This window comes from Micromonospora inaquosa (genome assembly GCF_003857055.1).
Lineage (GTDB): Bacteria > Actinomycetota > Actinomycetes > Mycobacteriales > Micromonosporaceae > Micromonospora > Micromonospora inaquosa.
Window position 1 is genome coordinate 1 of sequence record NZ_QGSZ01000137.1, and the last position, 13,473, is coordinate 13,473.

Genomic DNA, 13,473 nt, shown 5'->3' on the forward strand with positions numbered 1-13,473 from the left:
CCGCGTACGCCATGCCTGCTACCGACCTGGAGCGGGTGTTGGCCGACGTGTGGGCGCAGGTGTTACGCGTGCAGCGAGTCGGCGTACACGACAACTTCTTCGAACTGGGCGGCGACAGCATCCTCGCCGTGCAGATCATCGGGGCGCTCGACCGGTTTGGGTTGACCGTCACCCTCGACGCGCTGTTCCGCGCGCCGACCGTGTCCGCGCTCGGCGCCACGCTGACCGCGGCTACCCCGCACCAGCCGCTGCCCGAGCCGTTCGAGCTGCTCACCGAGCAGGAACGCGTCATGCTCCCACCCGGCGTCGAGGACGCCTATCCGATGACGGCCACCCAGCTCGGCATGTACCTGCAGAACCGGCTGCACGGCAACAGCCGGATCTACCACAACCTCAACAGCCTCGAGGTAACCGGCCGGCTGGACCCGGACGCCTTCACCGCGGCGGTCGAGGCGGCGGTCGCGCGGACCCCGGCTTTGCGCACCGGGTTCGCGGTGGACGGCCTGATCCGTCCGCTGCAACTGGTCCACGCCACCGCGCCGGCCGACGTGACCTGCGCCGACCTGACCGGGTTCACCGAGGCCGAGCAGGAGGTGGCCATCGAGAAGGTGATCGCCGACGAGCTGGCCGACCCGTTCGAGCCTAGCCGGCCACCGCAGATCCGGTTCCGGCTGCTGCGCCGCGCCGCCGACCGGTTCCAGCTGCTCGTCGTGGAGAGCCACCTGATTGTCGACGGATGGAGCTTCACCTCACTGCTCGCCGAGATCTTCGAGGACCACTGGTCGATCCTGACGACCGGCTCGCCCGTCGACCGACCCCCGCTGCGGAGCTCGTTCGCCGAGTTCGTTCGGCTCGAACAGGCGGCGATCACATCCGACGAGTCGCGGCGCTTCTGGGCGCGGCAGGTGGCTGACGCGCCGCCTACCCGGCTGGCCGACCTGGCCGAGCAGGAGGGCGAGCTGACGATCGCCCGGCAGCCGGTGGAGATCCCCCTGGCGGTCGAGCGGGGCCTGCGGGAACTGGCCAACCGGCTCGGCGTGCCGCTCAAGTCCGTACTGCTGGCAGCCCACCTGCGCGTGCTGGCCGGTCTGCTCGGTGCCCGCGAGGTCGTCAGCGGCATGGTCACTCACGGTCGGCCGGAGGGACCCGACGGCGACCGCATCAAGGGCCTGTTCCTCAACACCGTGCCGATCCGGCTGGCATTGGGCTCCGGCTCGTGGAGCGACATCGTCCGGATGACCCACCGCGCCGAGGTGGACCTGCTGCCCCACCGGCGGTATCCGCTCGGACGGATCCTGCGCGACCTGCACCGCTCGGAGCTGTTCGACGCCTCGTTTCACTTCGTCACCTTTCACGAGCTGAAGCGGGTGTTTCACGAGGACTCCCCGTGGGTGATCCGTCCGGACTCCCGGTCGTCGGAGAACACCCACTTTCGGCTGATGGCCGCGTTCTCGGTTCACCCGCCGGCCGACCGTCTCGGTTTGGTCCTCGTGCACGACGAGGTGACTCTGGGCCGGCACATCGGGCTGCTCGCCGACGCGTACCAGCGGGCCCTCGCCGCGCTCGCCTTCGATGCGGACGCCGCGCACGCCTCGTTCTCGCTGCTCGAGCGGGCCGAGTCATGGGCGCTCGGCGGCTCGATCGATGACTCGGCCGGCGTGGTGCCGTCGGTCCGGTCCTGGGTGGAACGGTCGCCGGATGCGACGGCGGTGGTCGCGGGGGACGTGCGGTGGACGTACGCGGAGCTGTGGCGGCGTTCGGGCGTGGTGGCCGCGCGGTTGGCCGAGTCCGGGGTGGGGCGCGGTTCGTTCGTCGGGATCGGCCTGCCCCGGTCCGCCGACCTGATTCCGGTCCTGCTGGGCGTACTGCGTTCCGGCGCGGCGTACGTTCCGCTGCCACCCTGGTATCCGGCCGACCGCCTGCGGTTCATGATCGAGGACGTCGGGGTATCGCTCGTCGTCGGCGCGCTCGACGACGCCGACGTCCCGGTCCTGCCCACCGAGTCGTTGTGGTCCGGCGACGTGCCCGTGGGACCGGTCGCCGAGCTGTCGGCGGCGGATCCGGCTTACGTGATCTACACGTCTGGTTCGACGGGCCGGCCGAAGGGCGTGGTGGTCACGCACGGCAATCTCGGGTGGCTGTTGGCGTCGACGCGTCCAGTGGTGCGGCCGGGACCTGACGACGTGTGGTCGGTCTTTCACTCGTATGCGTTCGACGTCTCGGTTTTCGAGATCTGGGGTGCGTTGGCGTCGGGTGGTGCGGCGGTGGTGGTGGGTGGTGATGTGGTGCGGTCGCCGCAGGCGTTTGGGCGGTTGTTGGTTGATGAGGGTGTGACGGTGTTGTCGCAGACGCCGTCGGCTTTCAAGCAGTTGGTGGGGCGGTTGCCGGGGGATTGCCGGGTGCGTTGTGTGGTGTTCGGCGGGGAACGGCTGGACATGGCGGCGGTGCGTTCGTGGCGGGCGGATCCGGTGGTGGCTGGTCTGTCGCTGCTGAATTTGTATGGGATCACTGAGACGACGGTGCATGTGACGGCGCATGCGGTGGGCGTGGATGAGCCGGTGGAGTCGCCGGTGGGGTTGGGGATGGCGGGTACCCGGGTGTGGGTGTTGGACGGGTTCTTGCGTCCGGTTCCGGTGGGTGTGGTCGGTGAGATTTATGTCGGTGGGCAGGGTGTGGCTCTGGGTTACTGGGGTCGTGCGGGGTTGACCGCTGAGCGGTTCGTTCCGGATGTGTATTCGGGTGTGTCGGGTGCGCGGATGTATCGCAGTGGGGATCTGGCCCGGGTGCGTGCCGATGGTGGTTTGGAGTACATCGGTCGGGCTGATTCGCAGGTCAAGGTGCGTGGGCACCGGATCGAGCTGGGGGAGATCGAGTACGCGATCGCGGCGTTTCCGGGTGTGCGGTCCTGTGTGGTCTCGGCGTTGCGTGACGGCGAGGCGGTGCGGTTGGTCGCTTACGTGGTCGCGGTCGAGGGTGTGTCGTTGACGGTGGGGCAGTTGCGGGAGTTCCTGGCCGTGGGGTTGGCCGAGTACATGATTCCGGCGGTGTTCGTGTTCCTGCCGGAGTTGCCGTTGACGGTCAACGGCAAGGTCGACCGTTCCGCCCTGCCGGCGCCGGATGAGGACCGCCCGGAACTGTCCACCGCGTACGCCATGCCTGCTACCGACCTGGAGCGGGTGTTGGCCGACGTGTGGGCGCAGGTGTTACGCGTGCAGCGAGTCGGCGTACACGACAACTTCTTCGAACTGGGCGGCGACAGCATCCTCGCTGTGGGCATCGCCGCCGAGGCGCAGCTGCGGACCGGCCGGCCGGTACACCTCGTCGACATCTACCAGGCGCCGTCCGTCCGCGCGCTGGCGAACCATCTCACCGAACCACTACTCGACTCTTGGGAGTGACGCTCGTGTCCCGTAACGCCTTCCTCTTCCCCGGCCAGGGCGCCTACGCCGACGGGGCCCTCGGCGCCCTGCGCCGGCAGCGACCCGAGGTCGACGACGTCTTCGCCGAGATCGACCGTGCTCTCGAGGCGCACGGCGTCCCGGCCGTCGCCGGCCGTCTACTCGGGGCGGATGCCCCGACGCTCGCCGAACTGCTCGACGGCGACCCGGTCCTGCTGCAGCTCGCCCTCTACGGCACCGACGTGGTGCTGTACCGGATCCTGACCGGCGCGGGCGTGCAGCCCGACGTGCTTCTCGGGCACAGCCTCGGCGAGATCGCGGCGCTGGTGGCGGCCGGTGCTTTCAGCGTCGGCGACGGCGCGGTGATCGTCTCCGAGCGGACGGCGGTGCTGCGCCCGCTCGACGGGTTGGGAGCGATGACGTCCCTGGCGACGAACCGGGGCCGAGCCGCCGCCCTGCTGGCCGTGATGGACCTGGCGGGTCTGGCCGTCGCGGTCGACAACGGGCCCGAGCAGGTGGTCGTCTCCGGACCGCTCGCCGACTTGGACCGCCTGGAGGACGTCGCCCGCCGGATCGGGGTGGCGCTCACCCGGCTGCGGTCGCCGTACCCGTTCCACAACTCGCTGCTCGCCCCCGCCGCGGACGACTTCGGCCGGCGCATCCAGCACGTCCGGCAGCGGCCGCTGCGTGCCCGAGTGCACTCGCCGATCCTCGGCCGCGCCTACCACGACCTGGACGACCTGCCCGCGCTGCTGGCCCGGCACTTCACCATGCCGGTCGGCTTCCAGGACGCGGTCCGCGACCTGCACGGCCGCGGTGTGCGCACCTGGGTCGAGTGCGGCGCCCGGGCGGCCCTGACCAGCCTGGTGCGGTCCATCGTTCCGGGCGTGGTGACGGTCGCCCCGCTGGACGGCCGGCGGGCGCCGGGCGAGACCCTTGCCGGGGCCGTCGCCACCCTGCGGCCGGCATCGCCGCCCACCCCGGCACCGCCCGCGCCGTCGGTCGCCCCGGCCGTCACGCCGCCGGCCGCCGCGATGCCGGCGTTGGGTCGTGACGACCTGGTTGCCGATCTGCGGGAGTTCTACGCGCAGGCGTTGGAGTATCCGGTGGATGTGCTGACGGCGGACGCGGAGCTCGAGGCGGATCTCGGGGTGGACTCGCTGAAGCAGACCGAGCTGTTGACCCGGCTGGGTGAGCGGTACGGCTTCGGCGCGTTGCCCGACGACTTCCGCATCACCGAGCTCAACACCCTGGACCGCATCGCGAGCCTGATCGTCCGGCTGACCGCGGCGCCCGCTCCGGACGCCGGGACCACCGGTGCCGTCGCTGCGTTGCCGGCCGCCACGTTGCCGGCGTTGGGTCGTGACGACCTGGTTGCCGATCTGCGGGAGTTCTACGCGCAGGCGTTGGAGTATCCGGTGGATGTGCTGACGGCGGACGCGGAGCTCGAGGCGGATCTCGGGGTGGACTCGCTGAAGCAGACCGAGCTGTTGACCCGGCTGGGTGAGCGGTACGGCTTCGGCGCGTTGCCCGACGACTTCCGCATCACCGAGCTCAACACCCTGGATCGGATCGCCGATCTGGTCCGTCGCCTGCGACCCGTCGCGGTCTGAGAGGCAGTGATGATCAGTTTTGCGGGAAAGACGGTGCTCGTCACCGGCGGCGTCCGCGGCCTCGGCCTGGAGATCGCCCGGACGTTCGCCGCCGCCGGCGCCTCGCTGGTGCTCAACTACTTCCATTCCCGGGACGCGGCGCGTGAGGTCGCGGCGGAGTTTCGTGACCAGGGCGTCGACGTCCACCTGATCCGCGGCTCGGTGGCCCAGGACCGGCAGGTCGCGCGGATGTTCGACGAGCTGCGGGAACAGGTCGGGCACCTCGACGTGCTGGTCAACAACGCCGCTGCCGGGGCCTTGCTGCCGCCGGCGCAGTTGTCCGACGAACACTGGGCCCGCGCCTGGGAGACCAACGTCCGTGGATCCTGGCGGTGCGCGGAGGCGGCGCGACCGCTGCTGGCCGCGCGGGGTGGCGGCGCCATCGTCAACCTCTCGTCGCTGGGCGCCGACTACGTCATCGGCAACTACGTCACCGTCGGCACCTCGAAGGCAGCCGTCGAGTCCCTGACCCGGTACCTCGCCGCGGAATACGCGTCGGACAATATCCGGGTCAACACCGCTTCTGGCGGGCTGGTTGACGGTACGGTCGCCGAGAAGTTCCCGGACGCTGCCGGGCTGCGCCGTGTGGTGTCCGACGCGGCCCCGCTCGGCCGGCTGGCCACCGAACGGGAACTTGCCAACGTGGTCCTGTTCCTCGCCTCAGAGCTGGCGTCCTGGGTGACCGGGCAGACGCTGCTGGCCGACGGCGGCCTGACGCTGGCCAACGCGATCATGACGCCGCCGTCGTTCCGCCCGGCGCCGCCACCGGTTGCCTCGCCGCCACCGGTTGCCTCGCCGCCACCGGTCGCGTCGCCGCCGGTCGCGGCATCCGGGCGCGAGGAGGCCCCGGCCGACGGCGACCTGGACGACGACGGCATCGCGGTCGTGGGGATGGGCCTGGTGTGCCCGGGAGCGCACAGCCCCGAGGAGTTCCTGCGGCTGCGCGGGCGTGACGAGGACGCTCTCGGTGAACCGGGGGACCGCTGGGACCACGCCGCCTTCTACTCACCCGATCCGGCGGCGGAGGATCGTACTCAGTCGCGCCGTGCCGGGTTCGTCACCGCCGCGGACGAGATCAGCGGCGGCCTGGAATACACGACGGCCTGGCTGCGCCGGGCGACGCGGCAGGCCCTGACCGGTGTCGCGCGCTCCGGCGACCGATCGCACGTCGCATACCTCGGCTACACCGCGGACGGCAGCCAGCACTTGGAGGAGGCCCTCGCAGCCGGGGGTGCGACAAATGGCCTGGTCGACCGGCTGCGGGCCGCCGGGCACGAAGACCGGGCTGCCCGGGTGGAGAAGGTGCTCGCGGCGGCGCTGCGCCGCGCCGGCACGACCCCCGCGACGCACCTGCCGCACGCCGCGGTGCGGGCGGCCGTCGATGACCTGCTCCCGGACGGGACACCCGTCACGGCGGTGGACACCGCGTGCTCGTCGTCGCTGTACGCCCTCGACCTCGCCATCAAGGACCTGCGGGCCGGCGCGGCCGAGATCGCGGTCTGCGGCGGCGCGCACGCCATCGCCCCGCGTAACCCGGTGATGTTCGGCAAACTCGGCGGCCTGTCCAAGAGCGACCGGATCCGGCCGTTCGACCGCCGCGGCGACGGCGTGCTGTTCGCCGACGGCGCGGCCGTCGTGGTCCTCAAGACCCTGCGCCGGGCCCGGGCGGACGGCGACGAGGTCCTGGGTGTCGTCCTCGGCGTCGGCACCTCGTCCGACGGGCGCGGCAAGGCCATCCACGCGCCCAATGCCGAGGGGCAGCGGCTCGCCGTCCGGCGCGCCTATGCCGCCGCGGGCGTCGACCCGCACCAGGTGGACTGGGTGGCCGCGCACGCCACCGGGACACGGGCCGGTGACAGCACCGAGTTCTCCGTGCTCGCTGACCTCTTCGGCGGTCCCGACGGATGCGTCATCACCTCGAACAAGGCGCAGATCGGCCACACCGGCTGGGCCGCGGGCGTGGTCTCGCTCATCGAGGTGCTGCTCTCCTACCGGGCCGAGGAGATCGCCCCGCAGTACGGGTTCGTGGAGAGCGATCCGGCTTTCGGGGCGGCGGGGACGAAGCTGACCGTGCCGACGACCGGCGTCCCGTGGCCGCGCACCGCCAACCGGCCGCGGATAGCCGGTGTGTCCGGGTTCGGATTCGGCGGCACCAACGCCCACGTGGTCGTCGCCGACCGGCCGGTGGCGCCGGCCCGACTGCCCGTCCGCGCCCCGGACGCCGCGACACCGGACGATCCGGTCGTGGTGGTCGCCTGGACCGCGCACGTACCTGGGGATCTTACCGACGACGACGTGACGGCATGGCTGGCCGGACACGGCGTCGCGCCGCCGCGCACGTTCGGCGACGACTACCCGGCGCCGCCGGTTCGCCGGTTCCGGCTCCCACCGCCCATCATGCGAGCCTCGGACCGGACCCAGTTGATGGCCTTGGAATGCGTCGAACGGCTCCTGCGCTCACCGGTCGGCGAGGTGGTTGACAGGCACCGGGCCACCACCGGCGTGTTCGTCGGCCACCTCGGGCCGACGCGGCACGGCGCCATGTCCGCCTCCCGCTGCTACCTGAACCTGCTCTCCAGCGCGGTCCGCTCCGATCCGGAGCTGGCCGCCGACGAGGTGGTCGCCGACGCGCTCACCGCGTTCACCGAGGGGGTCCGAGCGGACTTCCCGCCGGTCGGTCCGGACACCCTTCCGGGTCTGATGACCAACATCGTGCCGGCGCGGGTGGCCAACTACTTCGACCTGCACGGCGTGAACATCGCGATCGACACGGGCCTGTCCTCGAGCATCGAGGCGGTCCGGGTGGCGAGCAAATATCTCCTGGCACCGGCCGCCGACACGCCCCTCGACCTGGCCGTGGTATGCGGGGTCAACGGCAACACCACCGCCGAGCTGCGGCACGTCCTCGGCGACACGGTGTCGCGGCCGCTCGCCGAAGGCGCCTTCACCCTCGTTCTCGCGCGCCGCTCCACCGCGCGACGCACCGGACTGCCCGAGCTGGGCGTCCTGCGGGACGGCCCGGCCGCCCGGGCGGCTACCCTGGTCGCGGGCGGCAGCGGCGCGGACCCCACCTACCTGGGCGCGGACGCCGCCCGGATGATGGTGCAGGCCCTCGTCATGCCCGCACCGGCCGTCGAGATCGTCTGCACCGACCCGATCACCGGTCGCGAGGATCGCCTGGTGGTGGAGAAGCCGGCGCCATCCGCGGACGAATCCGTGACGCCGGCCGCCAACCGGTTCGTGGTCTCCCCGGTGCCGCTGCCGGCACTGCCCACTGTGGCGGGCGAGGTCCTCGACCGCAACACCCTCGTGCTGGTCGACGCGCCCGCCGGAGCGCTCGTCGAGGCCGGCGCGGGCACCGTCGTCGACTTGAGCGCACCCGGGCTCGACGACCGGCTGGACGCGGTCGCGCACCCCGTCTCGTCGATCGTGGTGATCTCCACGGCGGTTGCTGGCAGGGGTGTCCTCGACGGCACCGAGGCCGCGCTGTCCGTTCACGACGCGGTCTTCGGCGTGCTGAGCCGCTTCCACGCCGATCTCGGCACCGTCGGCGTGGCGCTGCTCGGTGCGGTGGGGGAGAGCCCGCATCCGGCGCTCGGTCTCTTCGACGGCCTGCTCAAGAGCATCCAGGCGGAGAAGCCCGAGGTGCGCACGGTGACGGTGGGATGCGACACGGTGGACCTGGTCGCCGGCTTCGACGCGCTGCGCGTGGAACTGGCGGCGGGCCCCAACCTGCCGCTGGTGCTCCGGCGCGGCGACGCGCGGTCGGCGCCGGTGGCCGCTGCGCACCTGGCCGCCCGGAACACCACCACGATCACGCAGATTCTCGGGGAGCGGCCGGTCGTCCTGGCCACCGGGGGCGCCCGCGGGCTGACTGCCGAGATCGCCCTGGCGCTCGCCGAACGGGCGGCCGCGCGCCTGTGGCTGCTGGGCACGGTCCCGCTCGAAGGCCAGCCGGCCTGGGTGACCGAGGGCACCGACGCCGAGTTCGCCGGACACCGCGCGACGTATCTGCGGTCCGCCCGCGAGGGGCGGACCTTCGCTCAGGCGAAACAGGACGCCGACCGGATGGCCCACGCCCGCGAGGCGCACCGCAACCTTACCCGGATGGCAGCGCACGTCGGCGTGGAGAACGTTCACTACCTGGTCTGCGACGTCACCGACCCAGCGGCGGTGGACACCGCAGTCCGTCGAGTCGTGGCACACGACGGACGCGTCGATGCGGTGATCCACGGCGCCGGGGTGAACCATTCGGAGGCGCTCGGCAAGAAGTCGCTGGAGCGGTTCCGCCGGGTCCGCGACGTCAAGGTCCGCGGCTACCTCAACCTCAAGCGGGCGCTGGCCGCCTCGCCGCCGGCTTTCTGGTGCAACTTCGGGTCGGTGATCGGCTTCGCGGGCGGACCGGGCGAGGCCGATTATGCCTCCGCCAACGCATACCTGGCCACCGCCGCCCGCGCTGCCACGGCCGGGCGGGAGATCACCGTCGAGTGGCCGCTCTGGCGCGACGTCGGTTTCGCGGCCAACGGTCTCACCCGAAGTTTCCTCGGCCGCTCGGGCGGCTCCGAGGGCATCGGCACCGCCGACGGCATCGGCTTCTTCCTCGCCGAGGCGGCCGATCCCCGCAGCGCGGGTTCGGTGGTCTACCTGCAGCCGGAACAGCAGGCCGAGATCGGGAATCGGTGCCCCGGGCTGTTGCGCGGTGAGCAGATCCCATCGGTCAGCTCCGCGCGGTCTGCCCTCGCCGGCCCGCTGCGGCCGGACAGAGACGGGCGCTGGTGCGGCGTGCTGGACCTCACCGCGGAGGCCCACAGGTTCCTCGATCAGCATCTGGTCCGCGGCGTCGCCACCGTGCCGGGCGCGTTCCTGCTGGAGGCCGCAGCCGAGGCGGCGTGCGCGGTGCATCCCGGCCTGCCAGTGACCGCGGTGTCCGACGTCCGGTTCGTGGCGCCGGTGCGCCATCACCCCGGCCGCCCGAACACCTACCGCCTCAGCGTCGTCCCGATGCCACACATCGCGGCGGACCCCAGTCCGGCACTCACCGTTCGGATCACCGGGGACGTGCACGCCCCGGACGGCACCCTGCTGCGATCGGACCGGCTCTACTGCGAGGCGGTCGTGCACCTGGGCACCCGTGGTCCCGCCGAGGCGGCGGGCGATCTCGACATCGGGAGCCCGGTCGGCCCGCCGATTCCGGACCCCTACCTGCGGGCCAACGAGTTCCTCCACCTCGCGGGCATCTTCGCTACGAACGCCGACGGCCGGTGCCACGAACAGGGCTGCCGGACCACTTTCCGTCTGCCGCAGGGGCTCCTGCCGCCCCGCTTCGACGACTTCCGCCTACCGGCGATGTTGTTGGACGGCCTGTTCCGCGTCACGGTGCTACCGCACGTGCGTGACGGCCGGGCGCCGCTGCTGGCGCCCACCGCGATCGAACGGATCGAGTTCTTCGACAGCCGCAACGACGCGCGCCTCGCTACCGATCTGCCGGCCGGCATCACCCTCAGCGCCGATCAGCACGGTGCGCTGGCCACCGCCACCACCTCGGTGGGACAGGTGCTGGTTCGCATGACCCGAATGGTCGGTTCGGTGCTCGGCGAGGTCACCGTGGCACCCACACCGCACGAACGCCAAATGGACGGGATGAGATCATGACTGCGCACCTTTTGACGGATCAGCACACCGATGAGACGGTGGACGTGCTGCGCCGGCACGTCACCGGTGACTTCTACGACCTGGTCATAGACCGGGAACACAGCAACGGGTCGTGGATCGTCGATGCCCGGACCGGCCGGCGCTACCTCGACATGGTGGGCTTCTACGCCAGTTCCGCGATCGGGCACAACCACCCGAGCCTGACCATGGACCCCGGCTTCCGGGCGAAACTGCAGTCGATTGCCGGCTTCAAGCCCTCCAATCCTGACTTCCCGACCGACGTGCAGGCCGCCTTCACGCGGACCTTCCTACGGGTCCTCGGCGACCCGGAGCTGCCTTACATGCTCTTCATCGACGGGGGCGCCCTGGCCGTGGAGAACGCCCTCAAGGTTGCCTTCGACTGGAAGACCCGGCACAACGGCCGGCGCGGAGTCGCCGTGGCCGGCTGGCGCGTCCTGCACCTGGAGAACGCGTTCCACGGGCGATCTGGCTACACGCTGTCGCTGACGAACACCGACCCGGCCAAGACCAGACTGTTCCCCGCGTTCGACTGGCCGCGCGTGCCCAGCCCGGCGGTGAATGACATGACGCTGTGGCCCGCACCCGGTCTGACCGTCACGGAACGGGCCGCGCTGGCCGCCGCCGAGGCCGCCTTCCGCCGGCACCCCGACGAGATCGCCTGCTTCATCGCCGAGCCCATCCAGTGCGAGGGCGGCGACCGGCACCTGCGTCCGGCGTTCCTGCGGGCGATGCAGGACCTGTGCCACCGCCACGACGCGCTGTTCGTGCTCGACGAGGTGCAGACTGGGTGCGGTGTGACCGGCGTGCCCTGGCTCTACCAGCAACTGGGGCTCGCCCCCGACCTGGTCGCGTTCGGCAAGAAGACCCAGGTGTGCGGCGTGATGGGCGGGCGGCGGGTTAGCGACGAACCGATGAACGCCATGCGGACGCCCAGCCGGCTGAGTTCCACCTTCGGTGGCAACCTGTTCGACATGCTGCGGGCCACCCGCATCCTGGAGGTGATCGAGTCCGAGGAACTCATGGACGCCGCAGCGGTCCGCGGTCGCTACCTGCTCGACCTGCTCTGCGCCGCGGTCGATCGCTTCGGCGGGGTCCTCGAGTACCCGCGCGGGCGCGGGCTGCTCTGTGCGGTCGACCTGCTCGACGCCGACCTGCGCGACCGCGTCGTCGAGATCGCGCGGGACGCCCATGATGCGCTGTTCGTCGGTGCCGGCGAGCGGACCCTGCGCTTCCGGCCGCCGCTGACCGTGACACTTGAGGAGTTGGACGAGTCGGTGGTCCGGATGACGGCAGCGATCGGTGACGCCGTCGCGGAGCGCGGGATCCCCGATGCCGGCCGGCGTTGACCGGACGGCAGGCGCCCGGCGGGCCGCCGCGCTGCTCGCCGACCACCCCAGGGTGCTGCACGCCCAGGTCGACGTCGAGGCCGGCGACGCCGGCCGGGGCCGCCTGGTGGCCCGCCTGACGCCGCGACCGGTCTCGACGGGCGGCGCCGAGCGGGTGGCGCACCTGCAATCGATGTACGAATTGCTCTACAGCAAGACGGACGCGCCCGCCGACCCGGCATTCGACGTCCTGGGTTGGGTCAGTAGCTACGACGGCGCACAGATGGACCCGGCGGCCCTGCATGAGTGGGTGGACCTGACCGTCGCATCGGTACTGGCGAGCCGTCCCGCGCGGGTGATCGAGCTTGGCTGCGGCACCGGCCTGCTGATGTCGCGGATCGCACCGCACTGCGAACGGTACTGGGCGACGGACTTCTCCGTGGCGGCGTTGCGGCGGGCCCGCCGCGCCGTCCCGGAGGTCGCCGTCGCCCGGCGGGTGCGCCTGTTGCAGCGCCACGCGGACGACCTCACCGGCCTGCCCGGAGACGTGGACGGCGTGGTGATCAACTCGGTGGTCCAGTACTTCCCCGACCTCGATTACCTCCGGCGCGTGTTGTCCGGGGCGGTGCACGCCGTCCGGCCCGGCGGCACGGTGTGGGTCGGTGACGTCCGCAGTCTGCCGCTGCACGAGGTGTTCCACGCCTCCGTGGTCACGGCGACCAGCCCCGACGCCGAGCCCGCTGCCCGCGCCGCCGCCGTGCTCCGACGGCTGGCGTTCGACCAGGAGCTGGTCATCGACCCGGCATTCTTCACTGGTCTGGTCGAGGAGCTGCCGGGCGTCGCAGGGGTCGAGGTCCGGCCCAAGCCCGCGGTGCACCGCAACGAGCTGAGCATGTTCCGGTACGACGTGCTCCTGCATGTGGGGGAGCGTGCTGCCGTGGTCGACGTGCCCTGGGAGGACGCGGACGCGTACGCGACCCCGGGCGCCCTGCGCGACCGGCTCGCGACCGATCGGCCCGACATTCTGGCGGTGACCGGCATCCCCGACGCCCTGGTGGCGCCAGCGGTGAGCGACTGGGAGGCGATTCGGCGCGGGACGCCGACCCGCCCGTGGTGCACCGGGCCCGCCCCGGAGGACGCGACCGCCCACCGTCTCACCCGTCTGGCCGACGGCCTGCCGTACCGGCTGCGGCTGGGCCTGACGGCGGGCCGCACGGACGGCGCGTTCGACGCGGTGTGGGTGCGCCAGCCCGGTCCGGTTCTGTGGTCGATCGCCGTGCCGACCGGCCCGGCGCGCGGTCCCCTGTCCAATCGGATGCCGCCCGGACCGCCGTCGTCCGATGAACTGGCCGCCTATCTGCGACCCTGGCTGGCGCCCGACCTGATCCCGAACGCATTCATTTGGCAGGTGGCGCCAGGGTGACC

The 13,473-nt window shown here is 71.8% G+C and carries 5 protein-coding genes; all 5 read left to right on the forward strand.

Annotation, left to right across the window (positions count from 1 at the left end):
* Positions 1–3,398: non-ribosomal peptide synthetase (locus tag DLJ59_RS37850; RefSeq protein WP_124771327.1), on the forward strand; the 3,398-nt coding region annotated here is incomplete at its 5' end.
* The gene (locus DLJ59_RS04975) at positions 3,395–5,011 is read left to right on the forward strand and encodes an acyltransferase domain-containing protein (RefSeq protein ID WP_158630779.1); all 1,617 of its coding nucleotides are present in this window, start codon (positions 3,395–3,397) and stop codon (positions 5,009–5,011) included. The genes DLJ59_RS37850 and DLJ59_RS04975, both read left to right, overlap by 4 nt.
* 9 nt (positions 5,012–5,020) lie before the next feature.
* Positions 5,021–10,702 (forward strand): SDR family oxidoreductase, encoded by a 5,682-nt coding sequence (locus tag DLJ59_RS04980; protein WP_124771329.1) that lies wholly within the window; start codon positions 5,021–5,023, stop codon positions 10,700–10,702.
* Positions 10,699–12,069 carry an L-lysine 6-transaminase gene (gene lat, locus DLJ59_RS04985; RefSeq protein WP_124771330.1) on the forward strand — a complete coding sequence of 457 codons (1,371 nt, stop codon included), beginning with the start codon at positions 10,699–10,701 and terminating at the stop codon, positions 12,067–12,069. Before DLJ59_RS04980 ends, lat begins: the two co-directional genes overlap by 4 nt.
* Positions 12,053–13,471 (forward strand): class I SAM-dependent methyltransferase, encoded by a 1,419-nt coding sequence (locus DLJ59_RS04990; protein WP_124771331.1) that lies wholly within the window; start codon positions 12,053–12,055, stop codon positions 13,469–13,471. Before lat ends, DLJ59_RS04990 begins: the two co-directional genes overlap by 17 nt.
* Positions 13,472–13,473: the final 2 nt, after the last annotated feature.

Excerpts from the sequence above, each read along its gene's own strand:
- lat (WP_124771330.1), top strand. The coding sequence starts at position 10,699 with ATGACTGCGCACCTTTTGACGGATCAGCACACCGATGAGACGGTGGAC.
- DLJ59_RS04990 (WP_124771331.1), top strand. The coding sequence starts at position 12,053 with ATGCCGGCCGGCGTTGACCGGACGGCAGGCGCCCGGCGGGCCGCCGCG.
- DLJ59_RS04980 (WP_124771329.1), top strand. The coding sequence starts at position 5,021 with ATGATCAGTTTTGCGGGAAAGACGGTGCTCGTCACCGGCGGCGTCCGC.